At 64.4% G+C, this 22,420-nt stretch carries 21 protein-coding genes and 1 tRNA gene; 9 read left to right on the forward strand and 13 right to left on the reverse strand.

Annotated elements, in window-relative coordinates; genetic code table 11:
* Positions 1-179: 179 nt before the first annotated feature.
* Positions 180-2,072 carry a DUF4914 family protein gene (locus AAGD32_08575; GenBank protein ID MEM8874302.1) on the forward strand — a complete coding sequence of 631 codons (1,893 nt, stop codon included), beginning with the start codon at positions 180-182 and terminating at the stop codon, positions 2,070-2,072.
* Positions 2,073-2,163: 91 nt separating this feature from the next.
* Here AAGD32_08575 and AAGD32_08580 read toward each other — a convergent pair whose 3' ends face one another.
* Both AAGD32_08580 and AAGD32_08585 read right to left on the reverse strand, forming a co-directional pair.
* Positions 2,164-2,388: a hypothetical protein gene (locus tag AAGD32_08580; GenBank protein ID MEM8874303.1), complete on the reverse strand. Its 225-nt coding sequence runs from the start codon at positions 2,386-2,388 to the stop codon at positions 2,164-2,166.
* A gap of 66 nt (positions 2,389-2,454) precedes the next feature.
* Positions 2,455-3,045, reverse strand: a complete 591-nt coding sequence (locus tag AAGD32_08585; GenBank protein ID MEM8874304.1) for a sigma-70 family RNA polymerase sigma factor — start codon at positions 3,043-3,045, stop codon at positions 2,455-2,457.
* Between the two features lie 373 nt (positions 3,046-3,418).
* On the opposite strand from AAGD32_08585, the gene AAGD32_08590 reads away from it, so the two are divergent.
* Positions 3,419-4,483, forward strand: a complete 1,065-nt coding sequence (locus AAGD32_08590; GenBank protein MEM8874305.1) for a LacI family DNA-binding transcriptional regulator — start codon at positions 3,419-3,421, stop codon at positions 4,481-4,483.
* A gap of 89 nt (positions 4,484-4,572) precedes the next feature.
* Positions 4,573-5,505 carry a DUF1559 domain-containing protein gene (locus AAGD32_08595; protein MEM8874306.1) on the forward strand — a complete coding sequence of 311 codons (933 nt, stop codon included), beginning with the start codon at positions 4,573-4,575 and terminating at the stop codon, positions 5,503-5,505.
* Positions 5,506-5,654: 149 nt separating this feature from the next.
* On the opposite strand, the gene AAGD32_08600 is transcribed toward AAGD32_08595, so the two are convergent.
* On the reverse strand, positions 5,655-6,983 hold the full coding sequence (locus tag AAGD32_08600; protein ID MEM8874307.1) for a hypothetical protein: 1,329 nt from the start codon (positions 6,981-6,983) through the stop codon (positions 5,655-5,657).
* Positions 6,984-7,076: 93 nt separating this feature from the next.
* On the opposite strand from AAGD32_08600, the gene AAGD32_08605 reads away from it, so the two are divergent.
* A complete protein-coding gene (locus AAGD32_08605; GenBank protein ID MEM8874308.1) occupies positions 7,077-7,871 on the forward strand; it encodes a hypothetical protein in 795 nt (264 codons plus the stop codon).
* A gap of 109 nt (positions 7,872-7,980) precedes the next feature.
* On the opposite strand, the gene AAGD32_08610 is transcribed toward AAGD32_08605, so the two are convergent.
* Entirely contained in the window at positions 7,981-9,252 is a 1,272-nt protein-coding gene (locus AAGD32_08610; GenBank protein ID MEM8874309.1) for a pilus assembly protein TadG-related protein, read from the reverse strand.
* An 81-nt stretch (positions 9,253-9,333) separates the two neighbouring features.
* Positions 9,334-9,406 (reverse strand) — tRNA-Thr (locus AAGD32_08615).
* A gap of 87 nt (positions 9,407-9,493) precedes the next feature.
* Here AAGD32_08615 and AAGD32_08620 point away from each other — a divergent pair.
* Positions 9,494-10,351: a DUF4190 domain-containing protein gene (locus AAGD32_08620; protein ID MEM8874310.1), complete on the forward strand. Its 858-nt coding sequence runs from the start codon at positions 9,494-9,496 to the stop codon at positions 10,349-10,351.
* 6 nt (positions 10,352-10,357) lie between these two features.
* On the opposite strand, the gene tsaB is transcribed toward AAGD32_08620, so the two are convergent.
* From tsaB to AAGD32_08640, 4 genes are all read right to left on the reverse strand, one after another.
* On the reverse strand, positions 10,358-10,954 hold the full coding sequence (tsaB, locus tag AAGD32_08625; GenBank protein ID MEM8874311.1) for a tRNA (adenosine(37)-N6)-threonylcarbamoyltransferase complex dimerization subunit type 1 TsaB: 597 nt from the start codon (positions 10,952-10,954) through the stop codon (positions 10,358-10,360).
* Positions 10,955-11,064: 110 nt separating this feature from the next.
* Positions 11,065-11,556 carry a thermonuclease family protein gene (locus AAGD32_08630; GenBank protein MEM8874312.1) on the reverse strand — a complete coding sequence of 164 codons (492 nt, stop codon included), beginning with the start codon at positions 11,554-11,556 and terminating at the stop codon, positions 11,065-11,067.
* 50 nt (positions 11,557-11,606) lie between these two features.
* On the reverse strand, positions 11,607-13,049 hold the full coding sequence (gene gndA, locus AAGD32_08635; protein ID MEM8874313.1) for an NADP-dependent phosphogluconate dehydrogenase: 1,443 nt from the start codon (positions 13,047-13,049) through the stop codon (positions 11,607-11,609).
* Between the two features lie 85 nt (positions 13,050-13,134).
* A complete protein-coding gene (locus AAGD32_08640) occupies positions 13,135-14,205 on the reverse strand; it encodes a hypothetical protein (protein ID MEM8874314.1) in 1,071 nt (356 codons plus the stop codon).
* Positions 14,206-14,407: 202 nt separating this feature from the next.
* Between AAGD32_08640 and AAGD32_08645 the strand changes: the two genes are divergently transcribed.
* The 3 genes from AAGD32_08645 to AAGD32_08655 all read left to right on the forward strand — a co-directional run bounded on the left by AAGD32_08645 (position 14,408) and on the right by AAGD32_08655 (position 16,738).
* Positions 14,408-15,046: a hypothetical protein gene (locus tag AAGD32_08645; protein MEM8874315.1), complete on the forward strand. Its 639-nt coding sequence runs from the start codon at positions 14,408-14,410 to the stop codon at positions 15,044-15,046.
* A 98-nt stretch (positions 15,047-15,144) separates the two neighbouring features.
* The gene (locus AAGD32_08650) at positions 15,145-16,296 is read left to right on the forward strand and encodes an amidohydrolase family protein (protein ID MEM8874316.1); all 1,152 of its coding nucleotides are present in this window, start codon (positions 15,145-15,147) and stop codon (positions 16,294-16,296) included.
* 10 nt (positions 16,297-16,306) lie between these two features.
* Complete coding sequence (locus tag AAGD32_08655) at positions 16,307-16,738, forward strand: VOC family protein (protein ID MEM8874317.1); 432 nt, start codon at positions 16,307-16,309, stop codon at positions 16,736-16,738.
* 88 nt (positions 16,739-16,826) lie between these two features.
* Here the strand turns inward: AAGD32_08655 and hpt are convergent, their stop codons facing one another.
* Positions 16,827-17,387: a hypoxanthine phosphoribosyltransferase gene (gene hpt / locus AAGD32_08660; protein ID MEM8874318.1), complete on the reverse strand. Its 561-nt coding sequence runs from the start codon at positions 17,385-17,387 to the stop codon at positions 16,827-16,829.
* Here hpt and AAGD32_08665 point away from each other — a divergent pair.
* On the forward strand, positions 17,386-18,981 hold the full coding sequence (locus AAGD32_08665) for a lysylphosphatidylglycerol synthase domain-containing protein (protein MEM8874319.1): 1,596 nt from the start codon (positions 17,386-17,388) through the stop codon (positions 18,979-18,981). The genes hpt and AAGD32_08665 overlap by 2 nt on opposite strands.
* Positions 18,982-19,031: 50 nt before the next feature.
* Here AAGD32_08665 and cysN read toward each other — a convergent pair whose 3' ends face one another.
* Genes cysN through cysD form a run of 3 tightly spaced genes read right to left on the reverse strand, consistent with a single transcriptional unit; the run spans position 19,032 to position 22,406 of the window.
* Complete coding sequence (gene cysN / locus AAGD32_08670; protein ID MEM8874320.1) at positions 19,032-20,996, reverse strand: sulfate adenylyltransferase subunit CysN; 1,965 nt, start codon at positions 20,994-20,996, stop codon at positions 19,032-19,034.
* Positions 20,997-21,053: 57 nt separating this feature from the next.
* Entirely contained in the window at positions 21,054-21,428 is a 375-nt protein-coding gene (locus AAGD32_08675; GenBank protein ID MEM8874321.1) for a four helix bundle protein, read from the reverse strand.
* A 30-nt stretch (positions 21,429-21,458) separates the two neighbouring features.
* Positions 21,459-22,406: a sulfate adenylyltransferase subunit CysD gene (cysD, locus tag AAGD32_08680; protein MEM8874322.1), complete on the reverse strand. Its 948-nt coding sequence runs from the start codon at positions 22,404-22,406 to the stop codon at positions 21,459-21,461.
* Positions 22,407-22,420 lie beyond the last annotated feature (14 nt).

The following is a 22,420-nucleotide window of genomic DNA, read 5'->3' on the forward strand; positions in this document are numbered from 1 at the left end:
TTATCGCGCCATCAGGTCGAAAAATCAAACGTCGCCACCAACGGAAGCAGCGGCAACCCAGCCGTCCGAACGCTGTGTTAGCAAAGGACGAAACCGGTCGCCGGCCTATGGCAAGTCGCGTATCGGTTTCCTACCTTGGCGGCGACCAGTCGCACCCCCAACCCCTCACAGACAGAACCATGTCCGTCCCACAGATCCCCGGTCTTTCTCTCTCGCAGTCCGCCGAAGCCGTCCTCAACGAGGCCAAATCGGTGACCTTCGCCAGTAGCCCCGAGGAACTAGTCCAGCTCGCGGTCCCCGACGACCAGGTCGACCCGGCAGGCTACTTCACCGTCGGTTACGACGTGAATGGCAAGTTCACCCCCGAGCTGAAGGTCTGTCGCGTCCGCAACGGCATCTCGGCCAACTACCTCGAGCCGTACATGCGGCGTCGCGATGCCCAGTGCATGGTCATCGCCGACGAACGCGCGACCGACAAGCCGACGTACGAGGGCCGCTTCGGTAAGTCGTTTGAAGATCTGCGGCAGGAAACGTTCGCCTGGCTCAAGAGCCAGGACCTGGCCTGCTTCTTCTTCGACGTCGGGCAGCTCGGCGAGACGATGCCCGCCCTGGCGATCTGTCCGGCCAACGCCGGCTTCTTCGCGCTGGGCCTCTCGCTGCTCCAAGGCATCGTGCCCATCGAGGAAATGAAGCGCCGCGCCGACACGTACCACCACACCGCGATCATCTACATCGCCCCGCCGTTCCGGCACACGCACTTCGAGGGCAAACAGGTCGTGGTCCACAACCGACGCGAAGGGCTCCACGAGCTCTTCAGCTACAATCTCTACCCCGGCCCGTCCGCGAAGAAGGGCGTCTACGGCATGCTCCTCACCCTCGGTGAGAAGCAGGAGTGGACCACCGCCCACTGCTCGACCGTGCAGGTCACCACGCCCTATGACAACACCGTCACGATCATGCACGAAGGTGCGTCCGGCGGCGGCAAGAGCGAGATGATCGAGCGCATGCACCGCGAGCCCGACGGCCGGCTGCACCTGGGCACCAACACCGTCACCGGCGACGAACGCTACCTCACTCTGCCGCGGGGTTGTGACCTCGGACCGGTCACCGACGACATGGCCCTTTGTCACCCCGACCTTCAGGACAAGGACGCCAAGCTCAAGAAGCTCACCCTCACCGACGCCGAGGCCGCCTGGTTCCTGCGGGTCAACCACATCGACCACTACGGCACCGACCCGAACCTCGAGGGCATGACGATCAACACCAAGGCACCGATGCTCTTCTTGAACATCGATGCGATGCCGGGCTCGACGGCGTTGATCTGGGAGCACATCCAGGACGAGCCGGGCGTGCCCTGCCCCAACCCGCGCGTGGTATTCCCCCGCAAGCACTACCCCGACATCGTCAACGAACCGGTGACGGTGGACATCCGCAGCTTCGGGGTGCGTTGTCCGCCATGCACGCGGAAGTTGCCGACGTACGGGATCATGGGCCTGTTCCATGTCCTGCCGCCGGCGCTGGCCTGGCTCTGGCGGCTCGTCGCGCCCCGCGGCCACGGCAACCCGTCGATCGTCGACGAGGGCGGCATGACCAGCGAGGGCGTGGGCTCCTACTGGCCCTTCGCCACCGGCCGACGCGTCGACCAGGCCAACATCCTGCTCAACCAGATCAACGACACGCAGGACACGATGTTCATCCTCACGCCCAACCAGCACATCGGTTGCTGGAAGACCGGCTTCGCGCCGCAATGGGTCACCCGCGAGTACCTCGCCCGTCGGGGCGCCACTCCGTTCGACCCGGGTAAACTCGTCGACAGCCGCTGCCCCCTTCTGGGCCGCTCGCTCAAGACACTGCAGGTCGAAGGCCAGACCATCGGCAGGTGGTTCATGCAGGTCGAAACCCAGCCCGAAGTCGGCGAAGAAGCCTACGACATCGGCGCGAAGATGCTCACCGACTTCTTCCACCAGCAGATCGACAAGTTCGTCCACGACGACCTCGACGCGATGGGCCGGAAGATCATCGAAGCGTGCAAGGACGGCGCGACGGTGAGCGATTACGACGGGATGATGTGATCGACATCGGACCGCATTGCGGGGCAACGCCGCTTGGCGCGTCATTGGTGTGCGATGCGCGGCGGCATTCCTCCGCAGAGTTTCACAGGGATCAACGGTCCGACGCTTCGATTTGGGCAAACTGATCCATGGCTTCATCCAGGACTTCGGTTTGCGGCTTGGACCGCCGGCAGGTGCCGCAAATCATGCGGTGTAGCCGCTCGGCGAGCGCTTCGACGCGATCGGACTCGCCGTAGTGCTGGCGAAGCCGAATCTCATCGGCGTCCTCGCAGCGGAGGGTCAGGACCAACAGAAGATGTCGAATGGATCGTCGCAAGGGAGGGGATCTTTCTCTACCCAAAAGGTCGTAAGAGCCTAGCAAAACTTTCAGCGTCAAACGAAATCATTTCCTGCCACTCCGCATCAAAGGACCAAGGTCCGCCCGCAGCCGCAGCCGGGCGCGATGCACCAGCGTCCAGAGATTGGCTTTGGAGATACCGAGCGTCTCGCACACCTCCGGCGTCGGCAGGCGGTCGATCTCGCGCAGAACCATCGCTTGCCGCATGAGCGTGGGCATCTTGTCGAGGCATTGATTGAACTTCTCCCAGAACTCGGCCCGCTCCAGTGCGGCGGCGGGCGGGACGTTCCACCGCTTGGCCGCGACGGCGTACACCTCGTCACGGATCGTCGTCGCCTGGTCGGCGATGATCTGCGAGTACTCGTCGGCCACCCGGCGGGTCCGCACGGTCTTGCGGAGCAGATCCACGATGCGCCGCCGCAGGAGCGTCAGCAGAAACGCCCGCTCGACCTCGGCCTTCTCACCTTTGCTGACCGCGACCGCGGCGGAGAGCAACGCGTCCTGAACGACATCCTCGGCTGCCTCCTCGGAACCGAGCCGTCGACGTGCGAACGTTTTGAGTGTCGCTCCGTGTTTCTCGAACCACGACGCGACGAGCGCGGATTGTTCGTTGCTCAGTCGTGCATCGGGCCCCATCGATTCATCGAGCATAGTGGTCCGGCCGGTGCGAGATTGGCCTGCACAGGTGCCCCGCCGGGCTGCGAGAGCGCCGACGGGGCGGGGTAGAGAGAATGGAAGTGCTGCTGTCACGGTGGCTTAGTAATCCAAACTACAGAGCAGATTCGAGGAAAAGTGAGCCATCAGATCTCGCCTCTGGGGTGTCGGAACGATGGGTTCATTGGCCGTGGTGCGGTAACAGTCGCCAGCTTTTCCGTGCCCTTTCACGAAAACCGGCTGGCATCGCGCGTTTTTCCCTCTTGACGGGAAACAGACTTGCCGTATCTTTCGGTAACTGTTTCACAGGCCCGCGAGCCTGTTGTGTTCGGCACGTCGACGTAGGAGGACGTCCATGGCCAGTTTCAGACAGATCGCCCAGGACGCCGGTGTCTCGATCGCGACGGTTTCGCGTGTACTTAACGCCAATCCGAACGTCAACGAAGACGCCCGGCGCCGCGTCCTCGAAGCCGCCAACCGGGTCGGATATGTCCGCAAGGTCGGCAAACGGTCCGTGGCCGAAGGGCTGGCTTTGGCATATGCCGGGCCGGTCTCGGTCGAGTCGCCGTATGACCACGGCCTTCTTCAAGGGATCGGCTGGGCGGTCGACCAGACTGCCGGTGTGGATCGTTTCGGCCACGACCTGTTGGTTTTGAGCATGCAACGCTCGCTCCGCCCCGGAGAATCGCCTGCCGAACTGTTCCTGCGTAAAGGGATCAAAGGGGCGATCATCCGCACGACCGACGAGTACATTCCGCTCTGTGAAGAACTCGCGGCGACGGGCTTTCCGGCGGTGGTGGTCGGTGAACGGTTCGATGATCCGTCCTCGAAAGTCAGCTTCGTCGACGCCGAGAGCCGTGGCTCCAGCACCGAAGCGGTCCGTTATCTGATCGAACTCGGCCACGAACGGATCGCGGTGGTGAGCAATGCCCACGACGACACGGACCACCTTGACCGCATGAATGGCTGGCGTGACGCCCACGAGCAGGCCGGGATTGTGGTTGATGAGGATCGTGTCATTCGTGTCTGGGCAACGCTGGAAGCCGGCGTGCAGGTGGCCAAGCGGATGGCGTCGCTGCCCAAGAGTTCGCGACCGACGGCGGCGTATGTGGCGGACCCGATGGCAGCGCTCGGCATGCTCCGCGGCCTCCAGGAGGCAGGATTGAACGTCCCCACCGACTTCTCGTTGATCGGCTTCGACGACGGCAACCTACGCAAACTCTCCTACCCGATGATGACGGCGGTGTGCCAGGACGTGGTGCAGCTCGGGGAGAAAGCCGTTGAGATCATGCGGGAGTTGATCGCCGATCGGTCGGTTGCTCGCACCAAAGGAAAGGACAAACCTGAACCGCGACGCCATTGCGTAACCGTGCAAACAACTTTTGAAGTAGGAGAAACCACCGGCCCGCCTGCCTCGTAGTAGTCCCGACGTTCACGCCGCTTGACCGTGTCGTGAACGCTTGGCCCGGGCATTGTGCCCGGCCGACATTCTCTAGTGAGGAGATTTCCATGATTCGCGCTTCATCGCGACGGGCTTTCACGCTCGTCGAGCTATTGGTGGTTATTGGCATCATCGCGCTGCTAATTTCCATTCTTCTTCCCTCCCTCCAACGCGCTCGCGCCTCGGCCATTACGGTGCAGTGCTTGAGTAATGTTCGCCAGCAAGGCTTGGCGACCTACCTCTATACGGTCGAAAATGACACCTCCCTGCCGTTCGGTTTCTTCGTCAACGGCGAATCAGAGCCCGACGACTATGGTGCGGACTGGACAATCCTGATCGCGCCATACATCGGTGCCGAAGGAGCCAGCTATCAGGATCTCGACAACGACACACGTGGCGAGGGTGGCCGTGCCGTCTTCACTTGTCCGTCCGCCCCGCAGCCAGCGGAGTCGGGTGATGACCTGGAAGAAGGGGCCAACACTCAGTATGGCGCTCATCCGCGACTAATGCCCAACCTCGGTGACAACATCCCAGCCGCCCCGGTCGTCGGTGGGTACAAGATCACCAAGGTCGGCAATTCCGCTGGAACACTCCTCGTAGCCGACGCAGCCATCCAGACAACCAACTCCGGTGGCGATGACAACCAGATTTTCGCCGCAACAGCAACGCTGTATCGCTTGGACCACACCGCACCGTTCGGCGGCGGTTTCAACGGGCTCTACTCTGATCCGCACATGATCTTGGGTGCCGAGGGCGATCCCGACTTCTACGACCGCAACCTCTCGGCGGGTGGCGACAACACCGATGGAGCGACATTCAACGACATCGGCCAACTGCGTTTCCGTCACGGCGGCGACAACACCGGGTTCACCGGCGTGTCAGCCAACATCCTCTACGTCGATGGCCACGCTGAATCCCAGAAAGCAGCCGGTGAGTTCGAGGAATTCCCCGGTTACCTCGACACCGGCCTGAGCCGCAGGGCCGTCATGGTCCAGCGATAAGCCAAACGTTCCCCACACGTTCGTTGCGCTTGATCGCGTAACGAACGGCTTCGCCCCCCAAAACCTTGGCGACGGCAACACCCTCGCCGGGGAATCACCTCCTCATTGGTCAAACGGCCCCAAGGCTGCAATCTTGGGGTTCGTTTGATTCAGGTACCGGCCAACTCGCAAGTCAGCTGCAGTTCGCAAGGTGCGGGCGGATAGTCGACGGCCCCGCGAAAATGTCGAAAGCCGGCCACGTCACCACAACCGGCACGGGTGAACGCGTCGCTCAACAGTTGTCCGTAGTCGAAACCGAACGACGCGGACCGCTCGCGGTTCAGTTGCACCGCATCAGCCGGACGAACGGGTTCGAGTTCGCGCTTTGATGCCGGGTCGCTGGCACCTCGTTCCTCGAGATTGCCGAACAAAGCAAACGTCGGCCAGCGGAAGTGCGTCAAGTCCGGGTGCAGCAGCAGATCGAACTGCACGTGTTCGAGAGGCGTCCGCACGGTCAGCACGTATCGGCCTTCGACATTGTCGGTGCTGCGATAACGCGGCAGCGCATTGCGGTAGCGCTCGCCGGCAATGACGGTCACCGCGCCGGCCCGGCCGACATCGCCGGGAGCAAGCTCGTCGTAGAGCCAGCCTTTATCGCCAACCCACTGGCGAATCTCCGGCAGCGGGCGGCTGCAATAGTCGGTCATCAAACTCAGCGGTCGCTCGTCATCCGTCCGCTCCGACGCGCCGCGCGGATCGAGGGCTTCACGCTTGAACGGCTCGTACGGCGTGCCATCGTCCTGCTGCGTGCGAAGCCGACGGATAAGCCAAGGCACCTGAGGACGAAGTCGTTCGAGCTGGACGTAGCCCGAGACCTGCACGCAGTCGAGTTGGTCCGGCTGATCATCGGAGGGGAATAGCGCGAGGGTGAGAAACTGCGTCTGGGCACGAACGCCCCAGATCGCCGAGCCAGCCTTGTAGTACGAGCGGCGCTCCTCGAGTTCGGTCACCGGATCGGGACGAACGCCGGCCAGCATCGCCTCGAACGTCCGTCGGTCGCCGGCGTGTTTGCGGACGAAACCACGCAGACTCTGGTCGGCGGCACGAACCCGTGCCAGTTGATCGGCCGCCACACCCACGCCCTTCGCCGCCTCGACGACGATCTCCACACCGCCCCGACCGGGCAGGTGCTTGAACGCGTCGCACGGATCTTCGTTGACCGTGAAGCGGGCGAGCTTCCAGGCGAGCGTCTTGTCGAGATCGAGCGTTCGGGCCAGGTCGACGGCCCGGGCCCCACCGAGGCCCGCGTCACCGATCAGGCCGGTCATCGCATCCTGCGCCTCGCGAATCGCTTGCGCCGCGGCGTCGATGAACGTGGGCGTGGCCTGGGCGGTAACGCGGCGGGTTGGCTTAGAGGCGGCGGTGATGCGGGAAGCATAACAGCCGACGGGCGATTTGAACGCCCGCGCCAAAAATCTTTGGAGATTTTCTGGAAACATCTGGCGTCGCCGCGAACTTTCGTTATCGTGTTGCTGGTGACGCCCATCAGCCGGAATCCGGCCACCACGGGCGATCCAAACGAAGGAAGAAACATGACAAAATCACAAACACTCTTCTCCGCCGCACTCGGCCTGCCGCTATTGGGTATGCCGCTGCTCGCATCCGCGGGCACGACCACGCAGGTCGTGCCGTTCGACTACTTCGCGGTGGATGGGGCCCTGCCGGTCTTCGAACTTCACGACGACATGGGCGGCACCCGCCCGCTCACGGGGATCACGCTCACCTACGACCAGCGGATCACGTTCGGCGTCAACATCGAGCAGAACTCGCCGGTCGCGATCGCCGAAGGCAACTTCTCCGCCGACGTGCTCTACCTGTCGATCCACCAGTTCGGTCTCGCCGATGGCGGCGGCGGTGATCCCGATGAAGAAGGCGGCGGCAGTTTCCCGCCGTTCATCGGCCCTGGCGCGGCCGGCGACATCTTCAGCCCCGGCCTCGGACCCACCGACGGGTTCAACGGCAGCGGCCCCGACTTCTTCCAGGGCAACTTTGACTCCGGCGAGTTCCAGTTCGTCGCAGAGTTCGACGCCAACGACCCTGACGTGCTCAACGCGTTCACTGGCGTCGTCCCGCTCACGACCGTGCTCGGCGGCTTCACGGAAATCTTCGGCGGCTTCGAGACCGACCCCGGCTTCCCCGACATCGATCCGAACAATCCGCCGCAAGGGCCGTTCTTTCCGTTCCAGGACCCGTTCTTCGGCGCGTTCGTCGACCCGTTCGACGTCCGCCACCAGGGCACGATCACGGCGACGTTCACGTTCGTCCCCGAGCCGGCCAGCCTGACCGGGCTTGCCGTCGCTGGTCTGCTGCTCCGCCGACGCCGCTAGCGCCAAACGGACCCCACCCCCAAGACGAACGCCCCCGGACGCACTCGCGCCGGGGGTCGTTCGCATATGGAAACAGATGGCCTCGCGCCTCTCGTATCCGTCGACCGGGTCAGTCGACCAACACCGGCTTGCCGACGAAGACGTTGGTCTTGATCGAGCCGAAGTTGTCCCACCAGAAGCCGTACTCGTCCTGCATGCCGAGGTAGAGGCGGGTCGCGCCGTCGGGCACGACGATCCGCTGGAGCCGGTCGGCGTCGTTGTTGAGCCCGTCGCCGATGTGGAAGATCTGCTTGTTTTCCGGGCGTAGCTCGTCGTAGTTGCGGGCCGACCGGCTGGAGAAGTCGAGGCCGGGAACGTAGCCGGTCTTGTCGGGCTGATCGTCGGTGAGGAACACACCGGTGAGCGCGTTGAGCGGCCCTCTCATGCCGGCGTAGCCGTTGACGTCGGACTGGATGATGTTGGGCCGTCCTTCGTTGCCATCGAGGCCGTACTTTTGCCCGCCGGAGTTGTAGTCGCCGGTCACGCCGTTGACATCGCGGAAGTAGAGCACTTGGCCCGGCTTGACCGGGATGTCGACGCGATACGCGGCACAACGCTCGATCGTCGAATGCGACGGCGTCAGGTACTGCTTCTTCTTCAAATTGCCGCTGGCGTCCTTTTTGGCCTTGATGGCCTTCTCCCACTTGGCCGGGTCTTCGTTCTGGTCGTAGAGATCGTCCTCGCCGTCACCGTCGAAGTCGTAATCTTCCATGTCCCACTTCCGCCCCTTTTTCCCCTCGTAGAAGGTGAACGGAATCTTCGTGCCCTTGGGCATGCCAGCCATGTAGGGACTGGCGACGGCGTGTACCTCGAGCGGGACGGCCTTGCCGCGAGTCGCGGTGGCGCTGAGCGTGGCTTCGAACTTGGTTTCGCCGAAGAAGCGGGCAAAGTAGGACTTCATCCCGGTGTTGCCATCGGCGTTGACGTCGGCCGTCACCCGCAGGGCCGTCGCATTGGCCGGGTTACCGGTCGGCGTGAACGAACGGGTGTGGGCGTCCCAAATGCCGAACTCGATGTTCGCGTTCGACACTTTCAACGCCACGCCATTGCCGTCGGCGTCACGGAACATCGGGTTGTCGGCCAACGAATCTCGAACACGTTTGCGAACCTCGGCGCTGTTGATGTCCAGCCCGGTCACGCCGTAGAGCGTTGCAGCATCGACCGCCGATTGCATCTTCGAACGCTCCAGCTGCACGCTGCCGACGTCGATCGCCAGCACCGCCATGCCCATGAGCACGAACAACGCCAACGTCGCATAGATCAGCGACATCCCACCGCGTCGGGGATCGCACCGCCTCACCGCCGGCTCGACCGACCGCCCTTCAAGTTGCATCCGTTCCATGGATGAAACATAAAATCGCCCGCCGCATCCGGCCAGCAGGAATCTGCCGGAGATGGTCGTCTGATAAGCGGTGTCGAGAAAAGCCGACGGTGGGACTCGAACCCACGACAACGGCTTTACGAAAGCCGCGCTCTACCAACTGAGCTACGTCGGCGAACCGAAACGCAGGTTAGGACCGCCCCGGAAACTCGGCAACCAATCCCGTCGCAACCTCGCGGCGATTTCGTACTATCGGAGGTCGATGCCGGTCTTTTCGTGCAATGTCTGTGGCGCACAACTCTCGGCCGAGGATCGCTACGCCGGACGGAAGGTGAAATGTCCGACCTGCCAGTCGATCCAGACCGTGCCGGGGGCCGAGGATCTCGCGCCGGTGTCGGCAAAGCCCACCCAGGAGACGTTCGACACCTCGCTGGGCACCGACGCGCCGCCGGTTCCGAGCAACCGGCCCGACCCTCGCGCCGCCCCCACACCGCCCAAGCCTGCCGCGTCGCAACGCCTCTCGGCCGACACCGTCCGCGCCCACAAGGGGACCGGTCGGCGCTACGGCTTCAACTGCCAATACTGCTCGTCCCGCCTCGAGGCCAACGAAGGCATGGCCGGCTCCGAAGGCCACTGCCCCACCTGCGGCAACACGATCATCATTCCGATCCTCGACCGCTACGGCCGACTCATCGACCCGATGACGGGCAAGGTCGTCAAGCCCCCGCCGCACCCGGTCCACGCCTACGCCGCCGCGGGGGAGCGCGCGCCCAAGATTCTGCGGCAAGGTGACGGGTCGCAAGTGATCAAGTGTCCGCGGTGCGGCGCGAACAACTCGATCCAGATGAACAACTGCAAGAGTTGCGGGATGCCCTTCACGATGGAGGGCACGACGCTCGAAGCGGCCGGCGCGAACAACGGGTTCTGCGTCGCGTCGCTCGTGCTGGGCATCATCGGCATCCCGGCCGGCTGCACGATCATCGTCCCGCTGCTGGCGATCGTCTTCGGCATCGTCGGCATCGCCCAGAGCGGCGAAGGCGGCGGCAAGGGCATGGCCATCGCCGGCATCATCTGCGGCGGCATCGGCTGCCTCATCGCCATGTCGCTGTACCTGACATGACCCACGTCACACCAACCCCAGCCGCTTCTCCTCCGGCTCGGGGCGACGCACATACGCCGGCACCAAACGGACCGCATCGACCGGCGTCATTTTCACACCGAGGCAAGCCACGTCCGACGCCAACGGCGGCGTGTCCTCCCGTAGGATTTCCGTACCGGCTGGCAACTCATCAAGCGTCGCGTCCGGCACGATCGTCGGCTCCGAAGTCGCAATCACCTCACCGCTGCGCCGCTCGAACTGACCGAGAATGACACGCCCTTTCCGCGCATCGAGCGCCACCGCGATCCGCTCCGCCGACGAACGCTGTGCCGCTGCGAGCAAGCTCGGCACCGCCACCACCTCGACGCCCAGGCTCAACGCCAACATCTTCGCCACGCCGAGCCCCACGCGCACCCCGGTAAAACTTCCCGGCCCGATCGACACCGCGACACGCTGCAAATCCGTCGGCGTCCAGCCGGCCGACCTGCAAAGCAAGTCGATCTCCCCCACCAGCGACTTCGCCTGTCGAAACCCCGCCGCATACGCCCGCTCCGCGACAACGCCGTCGTCCCACAGCGCGATCGACCCCTGACGGGTGGAGGTTTCCAAGGCGAGCAACTTCACGCCCCGAGCGTAGCAACCGCGTTGCGGAGCAACGCAGCCGAGCACCGGGTCCAGGTTTTCGCCGAGCGCATAGCTGCGTTGCTCCGCAACGCGGTTCGAATACCCAAACGTCACCGACGTTCGCGCCACTCCCACGGCGGGATGCGGTCGCGTTCGGGCAAACCCCACAACCCAAGCCCTGCAGCGCGGGCGGCGTCCTCGGCGGGGATCATCGACGGGCGTGTCGGGAAGCGCCGATCCACCCAAACCGCACCGGCCTTCACCAACGCCAGATTCACGTCGCGGCCCTGATCGTCGAAGACCCATGCGATCTTGCGGCCGTAGCGATCGGTCGCCTTAATGTCGAGGAACACGTCCTTACCCATGAGCGCGTTGCGCAAAAGACCTGTCGCGACCTCGGCATGGGGCTGGTCGTACTCGGGCGCGTCGATGTCGTCGAGGCGAACTTCGAACGACCTGCCGGTCGCGGGTTTCACCTCGATCGTGTCGCCGTCAGGCACACGGACGACCGAGACACGAACCAAGTCCTGCTCGCGAGGACGATCAGCTGCGGCGGCAACAAAGACACCGAGAAGGAGAATCGCATAGGTCGCGATACGCATCCGCGCAAGCTTACCAGAACGTCTTATCCACACCGCATCCGGCATGACGCTCAGCTCTTCTCGCCCCACTCGGTGTGGAACGTCTCACCGACGGGCTTGTCGAGGCGCTCGTAGGTGTGGGCGCCGAAGTAGTCGCGCTGGGCCTGGATGAGGTTAGCCGGGAGGCGGGCGGTGCGGTAGCTGTCGTAGTAGGCGAGGCTCGCGCTGAAGCCGGGGACGGGGACGCCCTGGTTGGCGGCAAGGCGAACGACGCGCCGCCAGGCGGCTTGTCGTTCGGCGATCTCGTTCCTGAACTGCTCGGCCATGAGCAGGTTGGCGATGTCCGGCTCCTTGTTCATCACGCTGGTGATGTCGTTGAGGAAGGCGGCGCGGATGATGCAGCCGGCCCGCCAGATGCCGGCGACTTCCTTGATCCGCAGACCAAAGTCGAACTCCTTGTCGGCCGCTTGCAGGAGCGTGAAGCCCTGGGCGTAGGAGCAGATCTTGCTGCAGTAGAGCGCGGCCCGAACGTCCTGGATGAGCTGCTTCTGGTGAATCCACGAACCGTCGGGCTTGGGGCCTTCGAGCACGCCGTCGGCTTTCACGCGTTCTTCCTTGCGATCGGAGATGCTGCGGGCCATGACCGCCTCGGCGATCGTCGGGATGCTGATGCCCAGGTCCATCGCCGCCTGCACGGTCCACGCACCGGTACCTTTAGCCTTGGCGGCGTCGCGGATCAGGTCGATGAGGTCTTCCTTGTCGCCCTCGGCCGCTCCGTACTTGAAGATGTCAACGGTGATGTCAACGAGGAACGACTGAAGGTCCTTACCCTGGTTCCACTCGTGGAAGATGTCGCCGATCTCGGCGTTGGACAAGCCACCGACGCGCTTGAGCAGGTCGTACGCCTCGGCGATGAGCTGCATGTCGCCGTACTCGATGCCGTTGTGGACCATCTTGACGAAGTGGCCCGCCCCGCCGTTGCCGAGGTAGGTCACGCAGGGCTGGCCGTCCTCTTCCGCTTTGGCGGCGATCTTCTTGAGGATCTCGTCGACCTCGTCGTAGAGCTTCTCGGTGCCGCCGGGCATGAGCGAGGGGCCCCAGAGCGCGCCCTCCTCGCCGCCGGAGACGCCACAGCCGAAGAAGCCGAAGCCGTGCGACTCCATGTCCTTGGCCCGCCGTTCGGTGTCGGTGTAGAGCGAGTTGCCGCCGTCGATGACCATGTCGTCCTTGTCGAGGACTTTCTTGAGATCCTCGAGGACGTAGTCGACCGGCTTGCCGGCCTTGACCATCACGAGGATGCGGCGTGGCTTTTGGAGCAGGCCGACGAACTCTTCGTAAGTCGCGCCCATCTTGGCGTTGATGCCGGGGTTTTCCTTGAGGAACTCCTCGGACTTGCTGGTGGTTCGGTTGTAGACGGCGATGGGGAAGCCGTTGCGCTCGATGTTCTTGGCAATGTTCTTGCCCATGACTTCGAGGCCGATGATGCCGAAAGCTTGCGTGGCAGTGTCGCTCATGGTGGATGTTCTAGTCGACCAAGGGCCGAAGGTCATGGGCCAAAGCGGTTAGAATTTCACCCACGGTCCGACGGACGCATGTCGGCTACCGCAGCACGCGAGTGGCCGACCCGTCGAAGGGAGCGACGTAGAGCTGGCTGGTGCCGGCGTCGGTGTCGGAGACCGGGCGTTTGGCGGTCCACAGCATCCATTTGCCCGTCGGGTCGAACACGGGCAGACCGTCAAAGCCTGGCGCGTCGGTGACGCGCTGCTTGCCGGTGCCGTCGAGGCTGATGCGGTAGACCTCGTAGTTGCGATGGCCCTGCTCACTCGTGGCGTAGGCGACGAACTCACCCGACGGGTGCCAGAACGGACCCCAGTTGACGTGGCGGTTGTCGGTGACGGCGATGATGTTCTCCATGCCCGTGATGTCGCCGTCGGCATTACGGACCAGGTCGCCGACCATGATCTGCAGCAGGTCGTTGCCGGCGTAGTCGGCCCGCCAGATGACCTTGGAATTGTCGGGGTTGACGAAGGGGCCACCGTCGTAGCCGGGGGCGTCGGTCAGGCGCACGACGCCGGTCCCGTCGGCCCGCATGGCGTAGAGCTCCAAGTCCCCATCGCGGTCGGAGGTGAAGATGATGTTGTTGCCGTCGGGGCTGTAAGCACCCTCGGCGTCGTAGGCGTCGTTGTCGGTCAACGCAATCGGCTTTTTAGTCGGCAGGCCGTCTTCGTCGAGCGTGTCGGTGTAGATCTCCATGGCCGCGTCGAAGTCCCACTCGTAGTCGCCGCCCTCGCGTTGGTAGCCGGACTGGCCCGAGGGTGAGTCGGGGCGTTTGAGCGTGGAGGCGTAGAGGATGCGTGGCTGGGTGGGGTGGAAGTAGCCGCAGGTGTTGCGTGAGCCTTCGGGCGTGATACGGACCGGCTCGCTGAGGCCGACGATCTGCTCGCCCTCGAACTGCAACTCGGCGAGGTACATCTGGTAGTGCGCCTCGCCGAGGGGTTTGGCCTGGAAAATCAGGTGCCGCGTGTCGGGGCAGAAGTACGCTTCGCCCGCGGCATCGAACTGCTCGGCGGTGGTCAGTTGCACCGGCTCGCCGAGCGTGGTGCGGGTCTCGGTGCGTTGGTAGGTGCTGGTTGTTTTGCCGCAGCCGGCCAACAGTCCACACCCAATCATTAAAATCGCGATTATCCGTGCAGAAGTCATGAGATGATCGTAGAACAAGGATGCGGTCGGCCGATGCGACCGTGTGTCGTTTGTTCGAGGAGTCGACCGGCGTGGCCAAAGCGGGGGTGCGTGGGTCGGAGTGAATGCACCCGCATCGACCCGTGGGCGGGGCCGACAGGCCCGGTCGTTGGTCGATCGATCGGTCACGCCCATGGCCCTGTCCAAACCACTGCTGCGTCGGCTCCACGCGGAGGTGTGCGCCCCGCCGCCAACGCCGGCACAGGGCGTGGCGCAGCGCCGCCTCGCCGACGACGCCGACCGGCTCTGGACCCGGCTCACCGATTGGCTCGGCCGCGGCGACATGGTCAGCGATGCCGACAACGACGCACTCCAACTGGCCTGCTGGGCGTTGCAGCTACCCTCGGCCCGTGGCGATTTGCCGACGGGCAAGTTCGGCGTCGCCTCCATGCGTGACCGGGCCGAGCGGTCAGCGGAACTGCTGGTGACCGACCTCGCCGACGACATCGACGACGACCTACTGGACCGCACGGTTCGGCTGCTCCAGGAGTTGCACCGCCGGCCACCGATGCTCGAAGAGGCGAAGCTGCTCAGCGACGCGGTCAACCTCGACGACTTCGGCATCGGCGGCTTCGTGCAACAGGTCGGCCGGCTCGCCATCAGCGGCGACGGGCTCACCGCCCTGCTCGACGCGACCCGCGCCCGCAGTCGCTACGGCTACTGGACCGCCCGCCTTGGCGACGAGTTCCACTTCGACTTCGCCCGCCAACTCGCCGAGAAGCGCCTCGAAACGTGGCTGGACGTCGCGCGGCTGCTGGAGGAGGAAGTCTGAAACATGAAGCCGAGGGATGAGTCCGCGAATCCCCGGGTGCTGGCGGCGTTCGACCCGGGGATTCGCTACGCTCGTCCCTCGGCTTCATGCGCACCAACATGCTCCTTCGTGCTCGAACAGTTCTGCCCATCACCGACGCACCCATCGACGGGGGCATGGTGCGTGTCGCGGACGGGAAGATCGTCGAGGTCGGCGTCGGGCTCGACGGGATCGTGACGGACCTGGGCGACGTGACGCTGTTGCCGGGGTTGGTGAATGCGCACACGCACCTGGAGTTGTCGTTGTGCGAGTCGGAGCCGTTGCCCGAGGGCGGGTTCGTGCCGTGGGTGATGGGTTTGCGTCAGCGTTCGAAGCTCGACGGGACCAACGACCCGTTCCACGCGGCCCAGGCGATGGGACGCGGCGTGGCCGAATCGATGCGGTTCGGCGTCACTTGCGTCGGCGACATCACCCGGCTGCCAAACCTGACCCGCCCCACGCTCGCCGCCGCCCCGATGCGCAGCGTCAGCTACGGCGAAGTCCTCGCGCCGTCCGGGAAGGCACACCTGGCCGACGGGATGGTCGCCGCCGCCGTCGAGGCCAACGCAAGTGGCGAACATCTGACCATCGGTGTCTCGCCCCACGCGCCCTACACCGTCGAGCGTGACGGTTGGGAAGCGTGCCTGGCGACCGGGCTGCCGATCAGCACGCACCTGGCGGAGCTGACCGAGGAGGCCGAGTACGTGCGTCATCGCACCGGGCCGTTCGCGGATCTGATCCGGGACTCCGGCTATTGGGCCGACGGTCTGCCGACCTTCGACGGCTCGCCCGTGGAGTTCGCCGAGTCGATCGGGCTGCTCGAACGAAACGCCGTGCTGGCCCATGTGAACTACGCCGATGACGCCGACCTTGACTTGCTAGCAGGCGGCAACTGCTCGGTCACGTTTTGTCCGCGGACCCATTTGTTCTTCGAGCACCCGCCCCACCGCTGGCGCGAGATGCTCAAGCACGGGATCAACCTCTGCCTCGGCACCGACAGCCGCGCGAGTTCGCCCGACCTGGACCTGCGGGCCGAGTGTCGGCTACTGCGCGGGCAGGTCGACGACGCAACGCTGCTGCGGTTGGTCACGGACAATGCCGGCGTCGCATTGGGGATCGAGGTCGGCCGGCTCGCGCCCGGCTTCCATGCGGACATGATTGCCATCGCCGGCGACGTGTTCGATGGCGAGATCGTGGGCCGATGGGTTGGTGGCAAACGGGCCGACGGGTAACGTCATGCGCATGGCTTGGCACCCGCACATCAGCATCGTGACGCTCGGCGTGGCCGACGTCGCCGTCTCCACCGCGTTCTACGAACGCCTCGGCTGGAAGAAGGCGTCAGGCTCGAACGAGCACATCAGCTTTTTCAAACTCTCGGGCACCGTCTTCGGCTTGTACGGCCGGGCGGCGCTGGCCGAGGACGCGGAAGTCTCCGCCGAAGGCAACGGTTTCCGTGGCGTGACGCTCGCGCACAATCTCAACAGCCGCGCGGAAGTCGACGAAGCGTTCGCCTTCGCCGTCGACTGCGGCGCTACACCGATCAAGGAGCCACAGGAAGTCTTCTGGGGCGGCTACTCCGGCTACATCGCCGACCCCGACGGCCACCTCTGGGAGATCGCCCACAACCCGTTCTCTCCCAACGACGAGAACGGACAGATGCAGATGGAGGATTGAACGAACGCCCCAAAGCCCACGGCTTCAGCCGCAGGTCGGCGGGGAGCGTCGCGGACCCACGGCTGAAGCCGTGGGCTTTTGGGGGAGATCAACTGAACGTCTCGTCCTTGAGCACGACGATGTCGGGGAGATTGCGGTACATGTCGTTGTAGTCCAGCCCGTAGCCGACGACGAACGCATCGGGGATGTCGAAGCCGACGTAATCGCCCACGACGTCCGCGGCCTCGGGGCGATTTTCCTTGCGCAGCAACACGCAGGTCTTGACCGACTTGGCACCGAGCTCTTTCAGTTCGGCGGTGACGGCACGCAGCGTGTTGCCGCTGTCGAGGATGTCATCCACGAGCAACACCGGCCGACCGACGACGCGCTCCTTGAGCTTCTCGATCTGATCCTCGACAAACTTCACGCCCTGGCTGGTCGTCGCGGTGCCGGGGTAGCTGCTGACGGTGAGCAAACCGATCTTCATCGGCACCGGCATGCGTCGGATCAGGTCGCACGTGAACACCATCGCTCCGGTGAGGATTGGCACGATGATCAGCCCGTCCTCGCCCTCGTAATCGTGAACGATGTCGGCGGCCATCGCGCCCACGCGAGAAAGGATCTGATCGCTGGTGAGCAGGACGCGGTCGATACCGGAGTGGCCGTGCATGGGCAAAGCGTACCCGGTCGGCGGCAAGCCGCTACCCTTGGCGGCCTTGCGTGAAGCCGACACCATCTCGCTCCGACGAACGTTCCTGTTGGTGGCGAAGAACGTGGTGGGCTGGTTGTTCATCCTCGCGTCGCCCTTGCTGGGGATCACGCTACCCGGGCCTGGCGGGATTCCGGTGTTCCTGATCGGCTTCGCGCTGGTGACGTTTCCGGGCAAACGCAAACTTACCACGCGGTTTCTCAGCGGTCGCAGGCTCGAACTAAGCGATCGGCTGCTCGTGGGCCTCTCGACGCTCGCGGCGGTGCTGGTGACCGTCGGACTCGTCACGTACGGGGCCGCGCAGTTTGATCGGATCGAGTCCCTGCTCGAAGACTACGCGCTGGGGACCGGGGCGTTGGTGCCCTTCACCGCGTTGGCCGTGCTCACGTCGTTTGCGACGGCGTGGGTCGGATTGCAGGTGCTCAACTGGTCGCTCGGAAAAATCCCGAAGCTGCGCCGGCTGGCGCGTCGCTGGTTCAAGAAGTTCGGCCTGCGACTGCTGCCGCCCCGCCGCAAGCACGGCCGATCCGGCGAGGGTGAAATCCTCGAACTTTCGGAGACATCGCAACGCAAACTCCGCAGGGTGTGGTCGATCGCCGGCCCGTGGCTGGCGCGGATGGTGGTCACATCGTTCGCGCTGGGGCTGCTTTGGTTGATCGTGCTGCCGTTGCTACGCGGCATCGGCGAGGTGCCGCGGCTGCTGCGTGGAATCGACGTACTGGGCCTGGTGCTGGCGGCGGGCGTGCTGCTGGCGTATCTGCTGGTCGCTCGGCCGGCGCTTTGGCGGGCGGTGCTCGCGGGGCTCGGGCACTGGATACCTTTGCGGGAGGCGTCGAAAGTCTGGACCGTGGCGGAACTGGCCGGCTACCTGCCGGTAAACATGTTGCCGCTGCTGGGTCGGCCGTATCTGCTGCGACCGTTCGGCGTCCCGGCACGCACGACCTGGTCGGCACGCTTTTACGAGACGGCGATCATCCTCGCGGCGTCGCTGATGACCGCCGCCCTGTTTCTCGTCGGCGCGGCGATTGGCGAAGTGGACCTGCGCGTGCCGACGTGGTCGGTCGTTGCGGTGGCGGCCGCGGTGCTGGTCGGTGCGCCGTTGATCCTCCGACCGACTTGGCTGCGTCGGATTTTCAACATCATCGCCGACCTCCTCGACCGGCCGCCGCTCGCGTCGGGATTGGGTGAAGCACGGCTTTACACAATTCTCGGGCTGGGCGTCGTCGGTCAAGCGTTGTTTGCAATCGCGGGAGCGTCGGTGGTGGCCGATGTCTTGCGGCTGCACGGCGGCGAGATCGCGCTGTGTGCGGCGGCGGTCGCGGTAGCGTATGCCGCGGGCAACACCGCCCGGCCCGTCCCCGCCGGCCTTGGCGTGCGCGAGCTGGTTCTTTACGGCATGCTCCGACTACTGCTGCCCGACGGCGCGGTCACGATGAACCCGATCGACCGGGATGCCGCGTTCGCACTGGCGGCGATCACACTGCGCGTGTGGACGCTGCTGGGCGAGATCATCGCCGTTGTGGTCGATGTGTGGTTGATGCGAGGCAAGGGTTGATGCGAGGCAAGCACCGCTAAGCGGCGACCGAAGCGAGCCTCGACCGGTGATCACTTCAAGAAGCCACGCTGACGCAGCAGGTCCATGATCTTGGCGACACACGCCTCGGCGGCGAGTTCGTCGGTGCGCAACGTCAGGTCGGCGTTGCGAGGATCTTCGTACGGTGCGGTCACGCCGGTGAAGTCCTCGAACTCCCCGGCATCGGCCTGCTCGTACACACCGCTGACTCGGCGACGACACACGTCCAACGGCGTACTCAGGTGAACCTGCACGAACCCGTCGGGCCCGGTCGCGGCGGCGATGTTTTCACGGGCAAGTGCCCGGTCGGATTCGAACGGACTGATGAACGCACAGACGCTGAACAGGCCGGCCTCGCACATGAGGCGGGCGGCCTCGGCTGCGCGGCGGACGTTCTCACTGCGGTCGTCACCGGTGAAATCAAGATCGCTGTTGAGCGTGGACCGGAGGTTGCCACCGTCGAGCACGGTGCCGACCAAGCCCGCGTCGAAGAGAGCACGCTCCAAGGCGTAGGCGATGGTGGTTTTGCCGCTGCCCTTGAGACCGGTGAGCCAGACGCAGAGCGGCTTTTGACCGAGGCGCGTTTCGCGTTCGTGCGGACCGACGGTCGAGCGATGGCGATGCACGGCGGGCCGAGGCTTGCGGCGCCGGTCCTGGCCTTTCCAGCCTTCCTCGCTCGGGTGCCGATCGTCGGATTCGCGGTCGAGGATCATGCCGGCCCCGACGGTCCAGCCGTTCTCCTTGTCAATGAGGATGAACGCGCCGGTCTGTCGATTCCGGGTGTAAGCGTCAAAGGCGATGGGCCGGGCGAGATTGATCTCGACGCGGCCGATCTCGTTGAGCTCGAGCCTCTCGGCCGGGTGCTGACGCAGCGTGTTCACATCCGTGCGATAGCGGATCTGGCTGATCTCGGCGGGAACCTGACGGGTGCAATGCTTGAGCAGATAGCCCTTGCGGGTCGCCATGGCCTCGGGGTGCATCCAGACGAGCATGGCGTCGAAGCCGTTGCCGACACGGGGGACGTTGTTGGGGTTGGCCAGCACGTCGCCGCGGGAGACGTCGATCTCAGATTCGAGCGTGACGGTGCAGGCCATGGGCGGGTAGGCCTCGTCGACCTCGTTGCCGGAGGAGTCGAGCACCTGCTTGATGCGGGACTTCACGCCGCTAGGCAGCGCGATGACGTCTTCACCGGGGCGGAGGATGCCGCCAGCGGGGCTGCCGGCGTAGCCGCGGAAGGTGCGGTCGGGACGCAGCACGTACTGCACGGGGAAGCGCATGTCGACGAGGTTGCGGTCGCCGGCGATGTGGACGTGCTCGAGGTGTTCGAGCATCGGTCGGCCGGTGTGCCAAGGCATCTTGTCGCTACGCGACGTGACATTCTCCCCGGCGAGCGCGCTCATTGGGATGAACTCGACGTCCGGGAAGCTGAGCCGGGCGGCGAAGTCGGTGAACGCGTTGCGGATGTCGTCGAAGACCTTCTGGTCGTAATCGATCAGGTCCATCTTGTTGACCGCGACGACGACGTGCTTGATGCCCAATAGTGAGACGATGAACGCGTGACGGCGGGTCTGGACCTGCATACCCTTGCTCGCGTCGACCAACAAGATCGCGAGGTTGGCGGTGCTGGCACCGGTCACCATGTTGCGGGTGTACTGCTCGTGGCCCGGCGTGTCTGCGATGATGAACTTGCGGTGGGCCGTGGAGAAATAGCGGTAGGCGACGTCGATCGTGATGCCCTGCTCACGCTCGGCCTTGAGCCCATCGGTCAGCAGCGCCGGGTCGAACTCGCCGCCGGTGGTGCCGAAGCGTTTGGAGTCGACCTCCAGCGCGGCCAGTTGGTCCTCGTACACCATCTTCGAGTCAAACAGCAGCCTCCCGATGAGCGTGGACTTGCCGTCGTCGACGCTGCCACAGGTGAGGAAGCGGAGCAGGTCCTTACGCTCGTGCTGGTCGAGGTAGGCGTGAATGTCGGAGGCGATGAGCTGGTCTTGCTGCATGGGAGTAGGCGCTAGGGGCTAGGGGTTAGGCGCTAGGGCCTGTTGATCAACATCTGGTCAGGTTCGTGACTGGATGAGGCGGGTGAGGAGCTTGCCTGTTTCTTGGGCTAGTTGCCATGCGTCTTTCACATCGTCTCGATTGAGCCTGTTGCAACGAACTGCGATTTCGATCTGTGTCTCGACCTCTGCGAGCGAGCCCATCGCGTAGCGCAGATGCTTTACGTAATCCTTGCCCGCTCCGCGTCCGTATCCCTCCGCAATGTTCGACGGCACCGACACGCCCGCCCGCTGCAACTGGGAGATCAATCCGAACTTCTCCGACTCGCTCATCTGATCCGTCAACGCATACACCGCTACACAAAGCTCCATCGCTCGCTGCCAAACCACCAACCCCCGATACCCAGAACCATCCGCTTTCAAGTCAAACTCCAATAACAAGCCCTAGCGCCTAACCCCCAGCGCCTAGTAGTACCCCTGCTGCTTCTTCTCCTCCATCGAAGCCCCCGGGTCCTTGTCCACTGCTCGCCCTTCCCGTTCACTTCTCGTTGCAAGCAGCATCTCCTGGATGATCTGCGGGAGGTTGTCCGCTTTGCTCGGCGTCGCTCCCGACAGCGGATAATCGCCGAGGGTGCGGAAGCGGACCCACTCCTTGCGGGCGGTCTTGCGGAGCGCTTCGGGCGTGCGGTCGTCGTCGACGGCGATGAGGTTGCCTTCGAACTCGACCACGTCACGCTCCGCGGCGAAGTAGGCGGGGACGAGCTTGATGTTTTCGCGGTAGATGTATTGCCAGATGTCGAGCTCGGTCCAGTTGCTCAGTGGGAAGGCGCGGATCTGCTCGCCCTTGTGGACGTTGCCGTTGTAGAGGTTCCAGAGCTCGGGGCGTTGGTTCTTCGGGTCCCACTGGTGGTTGGCGTCGCGGAAGCTGTAGACGCGCTCCTTGGCGCGGGACTTTTCTTCATCGCGTCGACCACCGCCAAACGCGGCGTCGAAGTCGAACTTGTCCAGCGCCTGGCGCAGCGCGCCGAGGTTCATCACTTCGGTGAACCGCTTGCTGCCGTGCTCGAAGGGATTGATGTCCTGCTTCAGGCCGTCTTCGTTGATGTGCACCAAACACTCCATGCCAAGCTCACCGACAATGTGCTCGTCGCGGAACTCGTACATGCTGCGGAAGTTCCAAGTGGTATCGATTAGCAGCAACGGAAACGGCGGCTTGCCCGGCGCGAACGCCTTGCGCGCCAAATGCAACATCACGCACGAGTCCTTGCCCATCGAGAAGAGCATCACCGGGTTTTCGAACTCCGAGACGACCTCACGGAAGATGTGAATGCTCTCGGCCTCGAGCTGGTCGAGGTGGGTCATCCGGCGGGACTGCTCGGGCTTGGACGTGCTGGGGTCGGCGACTTGTTGCATGGTTCTCGGTTTCC

Source organism: Planctomycetota bacterium (genome assembly GCA_039182125.1).
Classification (GTDB): domain Bacteria; phylum Planctomycetota; class Phycisphaerae; order Tepidisphaerales; family Tepidisphaeraceae; genus JBCDCH01.